Genomic DNA, 17,267 nt, shown 5'->3' on the forward strand with positions numbered 1-17,267 from the left:
ATTTGCTGACCCGGCTTTTGTCTGAACGCGACTGGCTGCTGGCCGATGGCGCGACAGGGACCAACCTGTTCAACATGGGCCTGTCGGCGGGCGATCCGCCGGAACTGTGGAACACCGACCAGCCCGACAATATCCGTCAGCTGTATCGCGGCGCTGTTGATGCCGGGTCTGACCTGTTCCTGACCAACAGCTTTGGCGGCAACGCCAGCCGTCTGAAATTGCATAATGCCCAGAACCGCGTGCGCGAGCTGAACCGCGTCGCCGCCGAACTGGCGCGCGAGGTGGCCGATGCCGCTGGCCGCCCGGTCGTGGTGGCGGGCAGCATGGGGCCGACGGGCGAAATCATGGTGCCGATGGGTAGCCTGACCCACGAAGCCGCCGTCGAGATGTTCCACGAACAGGCCGAGGGTCTGAAAGAGGGCGGGGCCGATGTGCTGTGGGTCGAAACCATCAGCGCCCCCGAGGAATACCGCGCCGCCGCCGAAGCCGCCAAGCTGGCCGGGATGCCCTGGGTCGGCACCATGAGCTTTGACACCGCCGGGCGCACGATGATGGGCGTCACCTCGGCCCAGCTTGCCGCGCTGGTCGAAAAGCTGCCGCTGCCGCCGGTGGCCTTTGGCGCGAATTGCGGCGTTGGCGCGTCGGACCTGCTGCGCACGGTGAATGGTTTTGTCGCCACCGGCACGGAACGCCCGATCATCGCCAAGGGCAACGCCGGGATTCCGCGCTATGAGCACGGGCATATCCACTATGACGGCACGCCCGAACTGATGGCCGATTACGCCGTTCTGGCGCGCGATCTGGGCGTGCGGATCATCGGCGGTTGTTGCGGCACCATGCCCGAACATCTGCGCGCGATGCGCGAGGCGCTGGAAACCCGCCCGCGCGGCGACAAGCCGACGCTGGATGAAATCGCCGCAAAGCTGGGCAGTTTCAGCAGCGCCAGTGACGGCACCGATGGCAGCGGCCCAACGCGCGAGCGGACCAGCCGCCGCAGGGGGTAAGGCGCGGCTAGAACAGCGACAACTGATCGCCCGCCCGTGGCGGCGGGCCAAAGCGGTTGCAATCCAGCGGCACCGATTCGTTGCTATACCCCAACCGCCGCCGCGCTATCTTGAAGCGCTGGTGCATCAGGTCAGCCTCGATCCCTTGCCCCCGCATCCGGTGGCCAAAGCGCGGGTCATTGTCGCGCCCGCCGCGCATCGACTGCACCCGGCGCATGATATACGCGGCCTTGCCGGGGTGGTGACGATCCAGCCAATCGCGGAACAGTGGCGCCACCTCATACGGCAGGCGCAGCGGGATCATGCTGGCATTCGTGGCCCCCGCCTCGCGCGCGGCGGTCAGGATCGCTTCCATATCGGGTTCGGTCAGCACCGGGATCACCGGCGCCACCATCACCCGCACCGGCACCCCGGCAGCGGCCAATTCGCGAATCATCCGCAGCCGTATGGCAGGCGGCGGGGCGCGCGGTTCCAGCGCGCGGGCCAGCGGCGCGTCCAGCGTCGTGATCGAGACACCGACAAAGGCCATCCGCTTTGCCGCCAGTTCGGCCCACAAGTCAACATCGCGCAGCACCGTATGGCCGCGTGTCACCAGCGTGACCGGATGGTTCCAGTCCGACAGCACCCGCAGAATGCCGGGCATGATCGCCAGCCGTGATTCGGCGGGCTGATAGGGGTCGGTATTCGTCCCCATCGCAATCGGCGCGCATTTGTAAGAAGGCCGCGCCAGTTCACGTTCCAGCACCACTGCCGCATCAGGTTTGGCGGTGATTTTCGTTTCAAAATCAAGGCCAGGCGACAGGCCAAGATAGCTGTGCGAGGGGCGGGCAAAACAATAGATGCAACCATGTTCACAGCCGCGATAAGGGTTGATCGACCGATCAAAGGGCACATCGGGCGAGGTATTGCGGTTGATGATACTACGCGGACGCTCGACGGCGATTTCGGTGCGCAGCAGGCGCTGATCTTCCGGGATGTCCCAGCCATCGGATTCGCGCTCGGCCCGCAGCGGCTCGAACCGGCCGGGCGGGCGGGTGTCGGCCCCACGGGCCTTTAGCTCTTCATCGGGGTTGCGGGGCGGCAGCATTCCTCTACGCTAGAACAATACGGGAACAAACACCAGCCCATTGCCATGAAGGTCGCCGAAGGATGGTCGCATGTCGTAATCCGGCTTTTCAAATCGGCAAAACCACGCCAAATCCATGTCATAGCGCGACGGAGCAAGCCATGTCTGACGACGAGATCATCCTTTCCGAACTGAACGACGACGACCTGGTTCAGCAGATGATGGACGACCTTTACGACGGTCTTAAGGACGAGATCGAAGAAGGCGTGAACATCCTGCTGGAACGCGGCTGGACCCCCTATGACGTGCTGACCAAGGCGCTGGTCGCCGGTATGACCATCGTGGGCCACGATTTCCGCGACGGCATCCTGTTCGTGCCCGAGGTTCTGCTGGCCGCCAATGCGATGAAGGGCGGCATGGCGATTCTGAAACCGCTGCTGGCCGAAACCGGCGCGCCGCGCGTTGGTAAAATGGTCATCGGCACGGTCAAGGGCGACATCCACGACATCGGCAAGAACCTTGTGGCGATGATGATGGAGGGCGCGGGCTTTGAGGTGGTCGATCTGGGTATCAACAACCCGGTTGAAAACTATATCGACGCCGCCAAGCGTGAAGACGCCGACATCATCGGCATGTCCGCCCTGTTGACCACGACCATGCCCTATATGAAAGTCGTGATCGACACGATGAAGGAACAGGGCATCCGCGAAGATTACATCGTGCTGGTCGGCGGCGCGCCGCTGAACGAGGAATTCGGACGGGCCATCGGCGCTGACGCCTATTGCCGCGATGCTGCGGTGGCGGTGGAAACGGCGAAAGAATTCATCGCCCGCAAGCACAACAGTCTGGCAGCGGGCTAAGGCGCATACGAATCAACCTCGGGCCGGTGGGGCTGTTGGCCGCCGCCGGCCAGCGGTTCGGCATTGTTGTTGGTGCAAGATAACGCCGACGCGTCGAACACCAAGGCAAGACCGCAACCGATCCAGCAGGAGCAGGGCACCCTTGTGCCCCCAGGATCAGAAGCTGGTGGTGATCGCACCTCCCTTTGGCCAGCACACAGACATCTGATCCGGGCAAGACTGTGCCGATAGTCGCATCCGGGACGCCAATGTCGCGCATGACGAGGCCAACCGACCGCGACACAGCCCCGGCAGGCAGGCTGAACCGACTTAACCGCCAGCCATATCCTCAGCCATTAAAGGAAGGTCGGTGTCATCCGGCCTCGCACCGGCAGCCGTCAGCATCGCATGGATCTGGCCGCGATGGTGGGTTTGGTGATTGAACAGGTGCAGCACACAGACCGCGCGGGGTCGGGTCAGTTCGCGGCCCAAGGCCCCTGAAAACCACGTCATATCTTTGGCAAGCCAATCGCCATCCACCGCCGCCGCCCAGTCGATGATCGCGGCATCCTGCGCCGCTCGATCTTTCAGGAAACTGTCCCAATCCGTGATGTCAGCGGCTGATGCCGCGATCCCGCCTTTGGGCATCGGCCCATCGGTGAACCGTGCCAGCCATGTTCCGTCCGCCCAAAGCAGATGGGCAAAGGTCCGCTCGATCGAGCCGAAAAAGGCGCCGCGATCCTGCCGCCGCGCCGTCTGACCGATCTCGCTTGCCGCTGCCGTCAGGCTGCCGTTCTGCCATCTGTTGTAACGCGCCATAATCAGCGCCCTGTTGCGATCCAGCATCCGCGCCCTGCCCCCGACCAAAGACCATCACGCGGTCGATTTTAAGCAAATTGGCCTTTTAAACCGCGCCCGGTCGGACCATATTTCAGGCAAGTGAAGGAGTCACCATGCCGCTGCCACATTTCCTGTTGATGATCGCCATTGTCATTCTGCTTGCTGCTGTGACGCTGTGGGCCTCGGTTGCGGCGGGTATTCCCTTGGCAGCCCTGGCCATCGTCGCACTGATGGGGGCGGCTGTGCTGCACCTGTCGATGCGCGACCATGAAGGCTGACGCCCCCACGCTGCCCCGCATCCTGCTGTTGGCCTGCGGCGCCCTCGCACGCGAGGTGATCGCCATCCGCGATGCAAATGGCTGGGCGCATATGGATCTGCACTGCCTGCCCGCCGATCTGCACCTGTGGCCCGACCGCATTCCCGATGCGGTCGAGGGTGCCATCCGGCAGCGTGGCGGCGATTATGACAGGGTGATCGTGGTTTACGCCGATTGCGGCACTGGCGGGCTGTTGCAGGCACGCTGCGATGCTTTGGGGGTCGAGATGATCCCCGGCCCGCATTGCTATGCTTTTTTCGACGGTCTGACCCGGCATGAGGCGCGGCGCGATGACGAATTCACCGCCTTTTATCTGACCGACTTTCTGGTGCGTCAGTTCGACGCCTTTGTATGGCGGGCCATGGGCTTTGACCGCCACCCCGAACTGATCCCGATGATGTTCGGCAATTACGAAAAGCTGATCTATCTGGCCCAGACCGACGACCCCTCGCTGGACCGCGCCGCGCAGCGGGCCGCCAACCGTCTGGGCCTGCCGTATGAGCGGCGCGCAACCGGCTATGGCGATCTGCCCGGCGTCTTGGCCCGTCTGGGCGGTGCGTTGTGATCCGCTGGGCCGGGCCGCAGGATGCCGAAGCTTTGGGGCGGGTGATGTTCGACGCGATCCACCGCGGTCGCAGCCCCTATACCCCGGCGCAGCAGAATGCGTGGTTGCCAGAACCGAATTCGGGCCGGGCCTGGGCCGGGCGATTGGCGCGGCAGCGCGTCGCAATGGCCGAGCAAAACGAAAAGGCCATCGGTTTCATGACACTGGCCGAGGATGGCTGTATCGACCTGGCCTATCTGTTGCCCGAATATCGCGGCCACGGCCTGTTCCGTCAGCTTTACGAACAGCTCGAGGCAGACGCCCGGCAGCGCGGTCTGGATTCGCTTTACACCCATGCCAGTCTGATGGCCGAAGGTCCGTTCATGGCCGCCGGCTTCGTCACCGAACAGGCGGAACATGTCGAACGCGGCGGTCAGGTTCTGGCACGGTTTTTGATGCGGAAATGGCTGATCTGATCGGTCAGCTTTCCAGTTCGGCATCCCAATACAGAAAATCCATCCAGCTTTCATGCAGATGGTTCGGCGGAAAGCGCCGCCCGACCGCATGCATTTCCTCGGCCGAGGGGCGGCGGGGCGCGCGGCGCAGGGTCAGGCCGGAATGGCGCAGGCTGCGGTTGGCCTTGCGCAGATTGCAGGGCGAACAAGCGGCAACAACGTTTTCCCAGCTTGTCACCCCGCCACGCGACCGGGGCACGACATGATCAAAGGTCAGATCGCCCTTTGCCCCGCAGTATTGGCAGCAGAATTCATCCCGCAGAAAAAGATTAAAGCGCGTGAAGGCCACGCGCTTTTGGGGTTTGACGAAATCTTTCAGCACTACGACCGAAGGTATGCGGAACGCCTGCCGCTGACTTCGCACGCATTCGTCATATTCGGCCAGAATAGTGACGCGCTCCAGAAACACCGCCTTGATCGCCTCTTGCCAGGGCCACAGCGACAGCGGGTAATAGGATAGGGGCCTGAAATCGGCGTTCAGCACCAAAGCAGGATAATAGCGCAGGCTCGCCGGCTCGCGCACAAAATGGGTTCTGAAGTCGCGTTGCTCGTCCAGCATGTGCCCTTTCCACCTTGGCCCAAAAAGGGCAGGCGCGGATCAAATCATGAACCGACTATATCTCGCGGTTCATGTCTGACAAGCCCCCGCATCTATCCCTTTCAGCCGCATAATACGGGGCTGTGACGCAGGTGTGACAATGGCCGTGATTTATGGCATCTTGCTGCAATGACACCGCCAGTTCTGGGCACATTGGAGTCCGCGCTTTACGCCGACGATCTAAAGACCGCCCTTGCCTTTTGGCAGGGGGTGATCGGGCTGACCCCGTTTCAACAGGTGCCTGATCGCCACATCTTTTTCCGTGTCGCGCCCGGTCAGGTGTTGCTGGTCTTTCGCGCCCAGGCGACAGAGCGGCCCCCTGCCCCCGATGCCCGCCTGCCAGTGCCGCCACATGGCGCACGCGGGCCGGGGCATTATTGCATGGCCGTTGCCCCGAACCGGCTGGATGACTGGCGCGCCCATCTGGAACAACGAGGCATCGAGATCGAGGCCGATTTTCACTGGCCAAACGGCGCGCGGTCGATCTATTTCCGCGACCCGGCAGGCAATTCCATCGAACTGGCCGACCCCGCGATCTGGGACGGTTAAAACTCGACCCCGCGCTGTGCCTTGACACCCTGCGATTTGAACGGATGTTTGATCTCGGTCATCTCGGTGACAAGATCGGCGGCCTCGATCAGCAGATCAGGCGCATTGCGGCCCGTCAGCACGACATGGGTCATTGGCGGCTTTTCGTCCAGCAGAAATTCCACCACATCCCCCGCATCCAGATAGCCATAGCGCAGCGCGATGTTGATTTCGTCCAGCAGCACCATCTGAACCGAGGGGTCGCGGATCAGTTCCTTGGCCTTGTCCCATGCCGCCTGCGCCGCCGCCGTATCGCGGTCCTTATCCTGCGTATCCCAGGTAAACCCCTCGCCCATGACGTGTATCTGGCACAGACCAGCCAACGGCCCCTCCAGCGCGCGCCGCTCGCCCGTGTCCCACGCCCCCTTGATGAACTGCACCACGGCACAGGGCATCCCCCAACCGATAGCGCGCAGGATCATCCCAAAGCCCGAGGATGACTTGCCCTTTCCCTTACCGGTATGAACGATAATCAAGCCCTTTTCAGCAGTCTTATCCGCCATCATCCGCCCGCGCGCGGCCTTGATCTTCGCCATCTTCTCGCGGTGGCGATCAGTGTCATCCTGCATCTTCTGTCCCTAAATATCCCACGGGGGTCCGGGGGTGTGAAACCCCCGGTGCTACAGATAATCCCCGCGCGACAGCCCGTATTTGGCCATCTTTTCGTTCAGGGTCCGGCGCGGCAGGCACAATTCGTCCATCACCGACGCGATCGAACCCTTGTGCCGCCGCATCGTGTTGTCGATCAGCATTTTTTCAAAGCTCTCGACATATTCCTTCAGCGGCTTGCCCTCGGTTGTGGTGGCCTGCTGCGTTTCCTCGCCATCCGCCATCAGCAGCGACGCGATCGAGCCTGACCCGCGCCGGTTCTGCAACACCGCCCGTTCAGCGACGTTAATCAACTGCCGGATGTTGCCGGGCCACGGGGCCTGCAATAGCTGCGCGGCCTCTTGCGCCGTAACCTGCGGCGGCTCGCAGCCATATTCTTCGGCGAATTGTTCGGTCATCCGGGTGAATAGCGCCAGAATATCCTCGCCGCGGGCGCGCAGCGGCGGCAAGGTGATCTGCAAGGCCGACAGACGATAGAACAGATCGGGGCGCAGGCTGTCCTCGGCCCGGCGACCTTCGCCTCGGGCGTTAGAGATGGCGATGATCCGGGTTTCGGCCGGGGCGCCCTGATCGGCGATAAAGGCCAGCAGCCGCGCTTGCAAAGGTTCGGTCAGCGCCTCGATGTCCTCAAGGCACAACGTCCCGCCGCGCGCCTCCTCGACAGCGGGCAAGCCGTCCTCGACCGGGCCGAACAGGCGTTCAGCCAAGGTATCGGGCGCATAGGCAGCACAGCTGATCGGCACGAACTTGCGCGAGGCGCGCGGTCCAACAGCATGCAGCGCATGGGCGACCAGCGTCTTGCCAGTGCCGGTTTCGCCGTCGATCAGGACGTGACCATCAGCCTGCCCCAGATCCAGAATATCTTCGCGCAGGCGTTCCATCACCGGGCTGGCCCCGATCAGTTTCGACATGACCTGCTGCCCTTCGGACAGATCGCGTCGCAAGGCGCGGTTGTCCAGCGTCATCCGGCGCGACTGCGTGGCCTTTTTCGCCAGTTCGGTCATCCGGTCGGGGTTGAAGGGCTTTTCCATAAAGTCCATCGCACCAAGGCGCATCGCCTCGACCGCCATCGGCACATCGCCATGGCCGGTAATCATGATGACCGGCAGCCCGGAATCCAGTGCCATCAGCTTTTTCAGGAATGCCATGCCGTCCATGCCCGGCATCCGAATGTCGGTCACGACAACGCCCGGCCAGTCGGCCCCGATCACCTTCAGCGCGTCTTCGGCGCTTGGATAGGTTTCCGTTTCGAACCCCGACAGGACCAGCCACTGGCTGATCGATTCCCGCATATCGGGTTCGTCATCGACGATTGCAATTTTCAACTTGCGCGCCATGCGGCGTCGTTCCTTTCACTTGTGCCCCTGTGCCGTCCGTTCAGTGAACGTCCGACCCCCACCCGTTATTCCGCCGCCATCGGGCGGCCCGGTCCGACGCCTTCGGCGCCGTGCAGGGGCAGTTCCATCGTAAATACAGCGCCGCCTGTAACTTCGTTATGCGCGGTCAGCCGCCCCCCCAGATCGGCAACGATCCCCGACGAAATGGCCAGCCCAAGGCCAGTCCCCTCGCCGGGCTTTTTGGTTGTCCAGAAGGGTTCAAACAGTTTTTCCAGATCAGAAACACCCGGCCCGTTGTCGCGGACGGACACATATGCGTGCGCGCCCTCGCTCACCTCGATTTCCACCAAAGGATCGCGGGCGTCCCTGACGGCATCGACGGCATTGCGCAGCAGGTTGATGATGACCTGTTCCAGACGGATGCGGTCAGCCATGACCATGATCCGACGGCGCGGCAATTTATGAGTAATCCGCACCATGCGTTCGCGCAACTGCGGCTCCATCATGGTCAGCGCGGACGATACCGCAGCGCGCAGATCGACCGGTTCGAACGCCTCGCCCCCTTTGCGGGCATAGGATTTCAGCTGTCGGGTAATCGCGCCCATCCGCTCGATCAGATTATCGATGCGGTGGAACGAGGCCAGCGCCTCTTCGGGGCGGCCGCGTTGCAGCAGCAGGCGCGCACCGGCCAGATAGGTCTTCATCGCCGCCAGCGGCTGGTTCAGTTCGTGGCTGACCCCCGCCGACATTTCACCCAAAGCCGCCAGCTTGCTGGATTGCTGCACGGTTTGTTCAGCGACACGCAGTTCCTTTTGCACCCGCTCGCGTTCGGCGATCTCGCGCGTCAGCCGGGCGTTGAGGGCACGCAGGTCGGCAGATTCACGCATGAACGCCTCGGACTGCGCGCGGGCACGGTGCGACAGCAGATAGAAGGTCGCGGCCAGCAGAATGGCCAACCCCATGATTTCCAGCGCCAGAACGGCATTCACTCGTTCACGCACGGAATCATAGGCGGTGAAGGTAATCATCCGCCAGCCGCGAAAGCTGATCCGGCTTTCGGTCTGCATCACCGCGCGACCTTTCACATAGGCATCAACCGGCGCGCTGCTCCAGTCGGTGGTCAGTTGAAATGCCCGCTGAATGGCCGAAGGCGCCGAGCGCACCTCAAGCGCTTGCGGCAGGGTCAGGCCCCGCCAGCGCGCTTCGGTGGACAAGATGATGTTGCCTTCGCTGTCGGTGACGGCAACGGCATCGGACACGCTGGACCATGACCGTTCCAGCCGCGTCAGATCGGCACCGACCACGATCACGCCCAAGGTCTTGCCATCGGCGATCACGGCACGGGAATAGGCGAATTCGAACCCGCCCTCATCGCGCGGCGAGACGGTGAACACGGTGTCACGCGACCGCAGCGCCTCGACGAAAAAGGGCTGCTGGCTGTTGTTTGTGCCGATCTCGAACCTGTTCGTCGCCCCCACGGTGCGCCCTGTCGAATCAAGCAAGGTGATCGAGGCCGCACCGATTTCCTTTTGCGCCCCGATCAGCCGGGCCGAGGTAGAGGAAAACTCATTGCTTCGAAGCGACCCGATCAGGGTCGGATCACGTGCCAGCAAAAGCGGCACGACCGAGGTGCGCTGAAGTTCCGAAATCAGGTTGCCGGTAAACAGCGTCGCACGCATTTCGGCGCGAACGCGGGTATTTTCGGAAAACCGTTCCGTCAGCCAGGCATTGGTGATCCAGACCAGCGCCATCCCGGCCAGCAGGATCGCAGCCACCACCGCGCGCAGCCACCACGGGTTGCGCAGCTTGCCGCCATCAATGGCGGGTTGGTCATCCTTGATCTGCTCGCGCTGGTTCACCCGGCGATCCGTCCTTCCTGACTGATCCGCGTAATTTATGCCTGCGCGGTGTTTCGCTCAAGTCACGCAGATTGCAGCGTTTGCACCAGACCGGCAAAAAGTGGCGCACCGTCCGTGCCGCCAAGCGCCGGATCAGCCGCGCGTTCGGGGTGTGGCATCATCCCCAGAACCCGGCGATTTTCCGACAGCACCCCGGCAATATCCGCGACCGAGCCATTGATCCCAGGCGCATAGGTAAAGGCGATACGATCCTGATCGCGCAGGGCAGCCAGCCCCTCGGCATCGATCTGATAGTTGCCGTCGTGATGCGCCACCGGCACGGTGATCTGCTGGCCAGCGTCATAGCCGCAGGTGAAATCACTGTTCGCTGTGGTCACGGTCAGGACAACAGGTTTGCACAGAAAGGTCAGCCCGGCATTGCGCATCAGCGCCCCCGGCAGCAGGCCCAGTTCGGTCAGCACCTGAAACCCGTTGCAGATGCCCAGCACATAACCGCCGCGCGCGGCGTGATTGCGCAAGGCCCGGGCAATGGGCGACTGCGCCGCGATGGCACCGCAACGCAGATAATCGCCAAAGCTGAACCCGCCCGGCACGGCAACCAGATCAGTGCCATCAGGCAGGCTGTCGTCCTTGTGCCAGACGCGGGTAACGCGCGCGCCCGCGCGGTCGAGCGCAACGGCCAGATCACGGTCGCAATTCGATCCGGGAAAGGTGATGACGGCGGCTTTCATCGGTTACTCCTGCCCTTGGATGGTTTGCTGTAGCGCATGGTTGGGGGCGGGGGAAGGGGGGCCAGCCCCCCATCCGGCATTCGCCGGATTCCCCCCGGGATATTTGCGGACAAAAGATGCATTCAGGCCGGGTCAGTGGTCAGGCGCAGGTCGCGCATCAGGGCGGGGTCGAGGATGTTGATGTCTTCGGGTGGTGTGCGCAGCGCGTAGGACATGATGCGCAGGTCAACGCCCATATCTGAGAGAAAGTCGATCACGCTGGCCTGCGCCCGTTGCAGGTCGTTGATCGCCATGAAGGCGGGCAGGATCGTATTCTTGCCAAAGTAATGCTGATGCACGCCGACGATTCCGCCCGCGTCCACCTGACGTTCGGTGCCCGCGGCCAGCAGGTAGGGGCAGGCCGACAGGCAGACGGCTCCATCGCCCACCCGCGTCGCCATATTGGCCGCGCGGATCGTGCGCCCGATGGCCAGTGCGTCCGAAACGGAGCCGCCGGAACTGTCCAGACTGACCCGGCTGGCCTGCGAGCGGATTTCATCCATCCATGCGGCAAAGCGGTCGGCGTCGCCGGGGGCGATCTGGCCGGTGAGGCTGATCGTGCCCTCGGATTCGGTGAACTCCAGCCGTTCCGGCATGGGACGCATGGCGGGTGCGCCGGGGGTTCCGGGCTGGCCAGGGCGCAGGTCGGGGCGATAGGGGCGCACGCTGGGGCCTTGGGCGGGCGGCGCAAACAGCCCCGGCGCAGCGGCGCCGGGCGCGCGGATCAGGTCGGCACCGATGATGATTGCCGCCATCGCCATCTGCGCGATCAGCACCGCCCGGATCACCTGCCGGGGTGAGGACAGAAGGCGCATTTTATGCCTCGGGTCGCGGCGGCGGCATGGAGCCGGGGGCGGCGGACTGCGCCTCGGCTTCGCGCAGCGTCTCGGCAGCGGCCAGCGCGGCGCGGAGTTCGCGCACCGTCATGCGGTCATCCAGATGGCCATGGCCGCGCCCCGACCGGATCGCCGCCTGCACCACCATAATGATGAACACCAGCACTGCCGGTAAAAGGTCGATCGAAATCGCGCCCGCCCAGGCCGGAACGAAGTTCCCGGCATAGACGATCACCGCATCCGCCGCTGACATGGGGGTATACAGCGCCTCATCCGGCTGCGGCAGCACCATCACATCGGCGGCGGCCTGACCCAATGTCTGCGCCCGCTGCTGCACCAGCGACAGCACCGAAGCGATGGTGCTGGATTGCCCGGCCCGGATGTCCGCCGAAGTGCCGTCCAGTTCCGGCAGCACCACGGCATCGGCCAGATCCTGCGCCGCGCGCGACACCAGCGGCGCGGGGTTCAGCTGACGCAACTGGGTAATCAACCCCGCAAGCTGCACAGCGTCTTCGGAAAAGCGCACGGTGCGATCCTCAAGCCCGCCGGGCTCGACCGAGATCGACCGCATTCGCGACAGGATGGTGTTGCCCTGTGCGAAGGTCGCCTCGATCGGGTCGGCGACGGCGGCAAGCTGATCCTCCAGCGCCTGCAACTCGGCCTGTTTCTGGGTCAGCACCCGGAACACCGCACCGCGCCCGGCCCAGCCCGACAGAGTGCCGCCCGCCTCTTGCTCTGACAGGTCGCCGAAACTTTGCCGCACACGCGCCACGTCGCGGGTCAGCGATTGGCCGGCAACCGTATTGGCATGCGCACGCTCCAGCGCCGTCTGATAATGCTGCACAGTGGTTGCCATATGCGTTTCCACCGCCGCACCACCCGCCAGCGCCGCCGCGTTCAGCCAGGACGACATCGCCACAATCGCCAGGCAGCCCAACCCCATGGCCAGAAACAGACCCACGCGCGACGCCGCGCTGCGCACCGCAGGCAGCAAGCGCAGCATATAGGACCAGAACACGAAAATCCCCACCGACACCGCAACCGAATAGGCCAGCGCGGCAAACGTCGTCCAAACCCCCGGTTCCGTCAGCAGGGTGCGCACGCCCAGATAGGTGTAAATCCCGGAGGCCGAGGCCAGAACGCCAAGCGCGGTGGGGGTAAATGTATCCAGCCAATCCAGATGCTGTTCCAGTTCGCGGGCATAACGCGCACCGCCGCGTTCGAGCGTTGGTCCCTGATCGTCCATGAAATATCCGCTGCATTGATCCAAAGCCGAGACATAGGGCAGATTTACCCGCATCTCATCCCCTGCTCAGGCCGGGCGGCTTCACGCTTGCGGCATCAGCGCAGGGCGACCAGCATCGCCCCGCCCGCGATCATCGCCACCCCGGCCCAGTTCACGGCGCTGAGCTTTTCACCCAAGAATGCCACGCCGAACAGCGCGACCAGAACCACGCTCAACTTGTCCACCGGGGCCACGCGCGCAGCGTCGCCCAATTGCAGCGCGCGGTAATAGCACACCCAGCTTGCCCCGGTAGCCAGCCCTGACAGCACCAGAAACACCCAGCTTTTGCCGGAAATCGCGCCAAGGGGCTGGCGCTGCCCGGTGGCGCTGACGATCAGCAGCAGCGCGGCAAGGATCACCACCGTGCGGATCAGCGTGGCAAAATCGGCATTGACCCCGGCCACGCCGACCTTGCCGAAAATGGCCGTCAGCGCGGCGAAAACCGCCGCCAGCAGCGCCCAAAAAATCCAACTTTCGGCCATGGGAATCCTCCATGCAAAAGGCCGGGGTTTCCCCCGGCCTGTGCGATCAACCCTTAAGGGCTTTGTTCAGGTATTCATCGACCTTTTCCAGATAACCCATGGTGGTCAGCCATTTTTGATCCGGCCCGACCAGCAGGGCGAGGTCTTTGGTCATGTAACCATCCTCGACCGCCTGAACCGTCACCTTTTCCAGCGTTTCGGCAAAGGTCTTCAGCGCCTCGTTGCCGTCCAGTTTGGCGCGATGCTTCAACCCACCAGTCCAGGCAAAGATCGACGCGATCGAGTTGGTCGAGGTTTCCTTGCCCGCCTGATGCTGGCGGTAATGGCGGGTCACTGTGCCATGCGCAGCCTCGGATTCGACGGTTTTCCCATCGGGCGTCATCAGCACCGAGGTCATCAGACCGAGCGAGCCAAAGCCCTGCGCGACGGTATCAGACTGCACGTCACCGTCATAGTTTTTGCAGGCCCAGACATAGCCGCCCGACCATTTCATCGCCGAGGCGACCATATCGTCGATCAGACGGTGTTCATAGGTGATGCCCGCCGCCTTGAATTTATCAGCGAATTCAGCGTCGAACACCTCTTGGAACAGATCCTTGAAGCGGCCGTCATAGGCTTTCAGGATGGTGTTCTTGGTGGACAGATAGACCGGATAGCCGCGCGACAGGCCATAGTTCATCGAGGCGCGGGCAAAATCGCGGATCGAATCGTCAAGGTTATACATCGCCATCGCCACGCCCGAGGACGGGGCGTCGAACACTTCATGCTCGATGGTCTCGCCATCTTCGCCGACGAATTTGATCGTCAGCTTGCCCTTGCCGGGGAAGCGGAAATCGGTGGCTTTATACTGGTCGCCAAATGCGTGACGACCGACGATGATCGGCTGGGTCCAGCCGGGGACCAGACGCGGCACGTTCTTGCAGATGATCGGCTCGCGGAAGATCACGCCGCCCAGGATGTTACGGATGGTGCCGTTCGGCGATTTCCACATCTTTTTCAGGCCGAATTCCTCGACCCGCGCTTCGTCCGGGGTAATGGTGGCGCATTTCACGCCCACGCCATATTGCTTGATCGCATTGGCGGCATCCACGGTGATCTGGTCGTCGGTGCGGTCACGCTCCTCGATGCCGAGGTCGTAATATTTCAGGTCGATGTCCAGATAGGGGACGATCAGTTTCTGTTTGATAAAGTCCCAGATGATCCGGGTCATCTCATCGCCGTCAAGTTCGACGACGGGGTTTTCTACCTTGATCTTCGACATGAATGCCCCCTTCGGCTCAGGATTCTCTGGCGCGGCTATAGCTGATCCCGCCACGGAAGAAAAGCGTTGTATGCTATGGTATGCAGCCGATGCGCCAACCCAAGGATGGCCAGATCCGATGCAGCGCCAGTCCAACCAGCGTCCCCGGCAGCGCAATCAGCAGAAAATCGGCGCTGAACCCTTCACCGATCCCAAAAGCAGACCGACCTGTCGTCAACGCCATATCCAACAGCACGATTATCCCCGCGTCATTGCGGCGGATGCCCTGCGGTCGCAACAGGCCCAAAGCCGCCCACACCATCAGGCCGATCCCGACGATCTCGATACCGGGTTTTATCCACGGGTGCGGCAGCGGGCGGATGTGCACAAGCTGCGGTGCCGCGCCGGGTTGAGCGACGTCCACAAAATAAGGGCGAAACAGGTCCAGCACCTGATCCAATGCGCCCATCCCCAGAATACAGATCGCCGCCGCAGCAAGGATGCGGCCCATATCACACGCCGAAGTATCCACGCGCCCTGCCCTGCAACCAATCCCACAGCAGCGGCGCACCGCGCGCAATCCTGTCGCCCACGCGGCTTTGCAACTGATCCCAGGTGACGCCAAATTCCGCCCATGTCCCACCTTCGGCCGCAATGTTCAGCCAAACCGGCTGCGCCCGGTCCAGTGCCTTGGCGAATCGGGCATCCGGGGTTTCGCCAGACTCGAATTCATCCCACAGGCTGCGGAACTCGGCCCCCTGCGCGGCGGGCAGCACCCCGAACAAGCGATCCGCCGCCGCCTGTTCCGCCGCCACACGCGCGGCGCTGCCATGGGCCAGCCCATCAGCGGAATGGATCGGCACGTCCCCGGTGTCGATTTCAACCAGATCATGCAGGATCAACATGCGGATCACCCGGTCAACATCCGTTCCCGCCGGCGCAATCGCGGCCAGAACCAGCGCATACAGCGCCAGATGCCAGCTATGTTCGGCGCTGTTCTCGCGGCGACCGGAATGGATCACCCCCGCCCGCAGCACCGATTTCAACTGGTCCGCTTCCGCCAGAAATGTCAGCCGTCGCCCCAAATCCCCCGGCACGTCGTCGCCCTGCAACAGAGCATCCGCCGCCGCCATCGCCTGGGGCCATTCATCGCGAAGCCGGGCAGCACGGCCAAAGGCCATGTTGTCACGCACGATCTGCACATGGTCAGGGCGCGGGGCAACAGATTGAAGCACCTGAAACATCGGCTGCACATGATCCATCCGTCGCGCGGCGCGGGCATCATCCGTTTCCCCCGCCTCGAATTCCTGCCACAGCCGCAACAGGCGATCCCCGCCCGGAAGGTCCGCAAACAGACGCTGCGCCGCCGCCTGTTCCGCCACGGCCAAGGCCGCCAGATCATGATCCAGATGGATCGGATGATCGCCCACCTCTATCTCGACCAGATCGTGCAGCAAGATCATGGCAATGGACCTGGCCCCCGCACCAAACACCATCGCATAAAGCGCGACATGCCAACTGTGTTCGGCACTGTTTTCCGCGCGCGAGCCATCCATCAGCACATTCGCGCGGGTGACGGATTTCAGCCGGTCAGCAGCAGACAGAAAATCAAAGATCCGATCAAGCTCCATCACCGGCTACCGTGTTTCCCGCACCATCCGACATGGCACACCACAATCGCCTCCCTATCGCATTCCCCCGAACCGGCACAAGCAGCCGCTTGCCGTTTGGGCAAATACGCAGTTTGGGGCGCAACGACTGGCCCCAAAACAAACGTCACTCCTGCACAACAGCGCCGGGCGGACCATCAGCCACCCGGTCAGCGCCCGGTAGCCCCCAGAACCGAGGCCAGACCCAGCGTTGAAAAGCCAGCCTGCAACGCCCCTCCATCCGGGGCCGACCAGATCAGCATCCCCCGCCCGGCCTCAGCCAGCGCCGGAACATAGCCATCAGGCATCACCAGCCGCGCCACGCAGCGGGTTGCATCGCAATAGGCGAACGGCGCCGTTATCGCAGGGCCGTCTGTCACAACCAGAGTCACCCCGGAAACAATCCCGACGGGCGGCGGCACGACGACTTCGATAAGGCCATGTGGCTGCCAGACCCCTTCACGTGCCGGTCCGTGGATCAACAGCACGGCAACGATAGTGGTGCTGTCGGCCAGAACCAGATCGCGCTTGACGGTGCACTCCCCCAATTGCTGAGGGTTCGGACTGATGCAGTCGAATGACCAGTCACCATCGCTGACACTGTGACGAAACTGTGGCACGCCATCCATCTGACGGATCGGATAGCTAACGCCAGCCGCAACGGCGCCCTGCGGCAAGGGCGCATCAGATAAATGCTGCGGCACAGGCGGTGAGGGCAGCGGAGCGGCCGCCGCTTCAGATAGTTGCAAGGTATCATGCGGCGTTACCCTATCGGGCAGGGGCGTCACCTGCGGCGCGGTCAGGTCGGGTGCCGGGGCGGGCCGCGGGGAATCGGCAGATACCGGGAACGCGGCAGCCATCCACAACAACGCAGCCGTCAAAAAACAAC

20 protein-coding genes are annotated in these 17,267 nt (G+C 63.1%); 6 read left to right on the plus strand and 14 right to left on the minus strand.

Translation table 11 applies throughout. From position 1 onward, the window contains the following. Positions 1-2 precede the first annotated feature (2 nt). Positions 3-1,004, plus strand: coding sequence for a betaine--homocysteine S-methyltransferase (gene bmt / locus Q4G22_RS13830; protein ID WP_303386479.1), 1,002 nt, complete (start codon positions 3-5; stop codon positions 1,002-1,004). Between the two features lie 7 nt (positions 1,005-1,011). On the opposite strand, the gene Q4G22_RS13835 is transcribed toward bmt, so the two are convergent. Beyond that, complete coding sequence (locus tag Q4G22_RS13835; protein WP_303386480.1) at positions 1,012-2,091, minus strand: PA0069 family radical SAM protein; 1,080 nt, start codon at positions 2,089-2,091, stop codon at positions 1,012-1,014. Between the two features lie 140 nt (positions 2,092-2,231). Here Q4G22_RS13835 and Q4G22_RS13840 point away from each other — a divergent pair, with 140 nt between their 5' ends. Continuing rightward, positions 2,232-2,930 (plus strand): B12-binding domain-containing protein, encoded by a 699-nt coding sequence (locus Q4G22_RS13840; RefSeq protein ID WP_303386481.1) that lies wholly within the window; start codon positions 2,232-2,234, stop codon positions 2,928-2,930. 309 nt (positions 2,931-3,239) lie between these two features. Here the strand turns inward: Q4G22_RS13840 and Q4G22_RS13845 are convergent, their stop codons facing one another. Further along, positions 3,240-3,755 carry a DinB family protein gene (locus tag Q4G22_RS13845; protein ID WP_303386482.1) on the minus strand — a complete coding sequence of 172 codons (516 nt, stop codon included), beginning with the start codon at positions 3,753-3,755 and terminating at the stop codon, positions 3,240-3,242. A 107-nt stretch (positions 3,756-3,862) separates the two neighbouring features. Between Q4G22_RS13845 and Q4G22_RS13850 the strand changes: the two genes are divergently transcribed. Genes Q4G22_RS13850 through Q4G22_RS13860 form a run of 3 tightly spaced genes read left to right on the plus strand, consistent with a single transcriptional unit; the run spans position 3,863 to position 5,086 of the window. Then, complete coding sequence (locus Q4G22_RS13850; protein WP_303386483.1) at positions 3,863-4,027, plus strand: hypothetical protein; 165 nt, start codon at positions 3,863-3,865, stop codon at positions 4,025-4,027. Beyond that, positions 4,017-4,631 carry a DUF1638 domain-containing protein gene (locus Q4G22_RS13855; protein ID WP_303386484.1) on the plus strand — a complete coding sequence of 205 codons (615 nt, stop codon included), beginning with the start codon at positions 4,017-4,019 and terminating at the stop codon, positions 4,629-4,631. The genes Q4G22_RS13850 and Q4G22_RS13855 overlap by 11 nt, the downstream gene beginning before the upstream one ends. Next, on the plus strand, positions 4,628-5,086 hold the full coding sequence (locus tag Q4G22_RS13860) for a GNAT family N-acetyltransferase (RefSeq protein ID WP_303386485.1): 459 nt from the start codon (positions 4,628-4,630) through the stop codon (positions 5,084-5,086). The genes Q4G22_RS13855 and Q4G22_RS13860 overlap by 4 nt, the downstream gene beginning before the upstream one ends. A gap of 4 nt (positions 5,087-5,090) precedes the next feature. Here the strand turns inward: Q4G22_RS13860 and Q4G22_RS13865 are convergent, their stop codons facing one another. Beyond that, a complete protein-coding gene (locus Q4G22_RS13865; RefSeq protein WP_303386486.1) occupies positions 5,091-5,684 on the minus strand; it encodes an HNH endonuclease in 594 nt (197 codons plus the stop codon). 168 nt (positions 5,685-5,852) lie between these two features. On the opposite strand from Q4G22_RS13865, the gene Q4G22_RS13870 reads away from it, so the two are divergent. Beyond that, on the plus strand, positions 5,853-6,272 hold the full coding sequence (locus Q4G22_RS13870; RefSeq protein ID WP_303386487.1) for a VOC family protein: 420 nt from the start codon (positions 5,853-5,855) through the stop codon (positions 6,270-6,272). Here Q4G22_RS13870 and cobO read toward each other — a convergent pair. The 11 genes from cobO to Q4G22_RS13925 form a co-directional block, all read right to left on the minus strand. Continuing rightward, complete coding sequence (cobO, locus tag Q4G22_RS13875; RefSeq protein WP_303386488.1) at positions 6,269-6,880, minus strand: cob(I)yrinic acid a,c-diamide adenosyltransferase; 612 nt, start codon at positions 6,878-6,880, stop codon at positions 6,269-6,271. The two genes, Q4G22_RS13870 and cobO, sit on opposite strands and share 4 nt — an antisense overlap. A gap of 51 nt (positions 6,881-6,931) precedes the next feature. After that, positions 6,932-8,257 carry a sigma-54 dependent transcriptional regulator gene (locus tag Q4G22_RS13880; RefSeq protein WP_303386489.1) on the minus strand — a complete coding sequence of 442 codons (1,326 nt, stop codon included), beginning with the start codon at positions 8,255-8,257 and terminating at the stop codon, positions 6,932-6,934. A gap of 65 nt (positions 8,258-8,322) precedes the next feature. After that, positions 8,323-10,008 (minus strand): ATP-binding protein, encoded by a 1,686-nt coding sequence (locus Q4G22_RS13885; protein ID WP_303386512.1) that lies wholly within the window; start codon positions 10,006-10,008, stop codon positions 8,323-8,325. Between the two features lie 170 nt (positions 10,009-10,178). Further along, positions 10,179-10,847 carry a phosphoribosylformylglycinamidine synthase subunit PurQ gene (gene purQ, locus Q4G22_RS13890; RefSeq protein WP_303386490.1) on the minus strand — a complete coding sequence of 223 codons (669 nt, stop codon included), beginning with the start codon at positions 10,845-10,847 and terminating at the stop codon, positions 10,179-10,181. Positions 10,848-10,969: 122 nt separating this feature from the next. Then, positions 10,970-11,701 carry a hypothetical protein gene (locus Q4G22_RS13895; RefSeq protein ID WP_303386491.1) on the minus strand — a complete coding sequence of 244 codons (732 nt, stop codon included), beginning with the start codon at positions 11,699-11,701 and terminating at the stop codon, positions 10,970-10,972. A 1-nt stretch (position 11,702) separates the two neighbouring features. Beyond that, complete coding sequence (locus Q4G22_RS13900) at positions 11,703-12,968, minus strand: hypothetical protein (protein WP_303386513.1); 1,266 nt, start codon at positions 12,966-12,968, stop codon at positions 11,703-11,705. Between the two features lie 95 nt (positions 12,969-13,063). Beyond that, on the minus strand, positions 13,064-13,489 hold the full coding sequence (locus Q4G22_RS13905; RefSeq protein ID WP_303386492.1) for an EamA family transporter: 426 nt from the start codon (positions 13,487-13,489) through the stop codon (positions 13,064-13,066). A gap of 46 nt (positions 13,490-13,535) precedes the next feature. Further along, entirely contained in the window at positions 13,536-14,750 is a 1,215-nt protein-coding gene (locus Q4G22_RS13910; protein WP_303386493.1) for an NADP-dependent isocitrate dehydrogenase, read from the minus strand. Positions 14,751-14,823: 73 nt separating this feature from the next. Continuing rightward, entirely contained in the window at positions 14,824-15,261 is a 438-nt protein-coding gene (locus Q4G22_RS13915) for a hypothetical protein (protein WP_303386494.1), read from the minus strand. Next, positions 15,242-16,360 carry an HD domain-containing protein gene (locus Q4G22_RS13920; protein WP_303386495.1) on the minus strand — a complete coding sequence of 373 codons (1,119 nt, stop codon included), beginning with the start codon at positions 16,358-16,360 and terminating at the stop codon, positions 15,242-15,244. Before Q4G22_RS13920 ends, Q4G22_RS13915 begins: the two co-directional genes overlap by 20 nt. 188 nt (positions 16,361-16,548) lie before the next feature. Continuing rightward, complete coding sequence (locus Q4G22_RS13925; RefSeq protein ID WP_303386496.1) at positions 16,549-17,238, minus strand: invasion associated locus B family protein; 690 nt, start codon at positions 17,236-17,238, stop codon at positions 16,549-16,551. Positions 17,239-17,267: the final 29 nt, after the last annotated feature.

The organism is Paracoccus sp. (in: a-proteobacteria) (assembly GCF_030538655.1).
Lineage (GTDB): Bacteria > Pseudomonadota > Alphaproteobacteria > Rhodobacterales > Rhodobacteraceae > Paracoccus.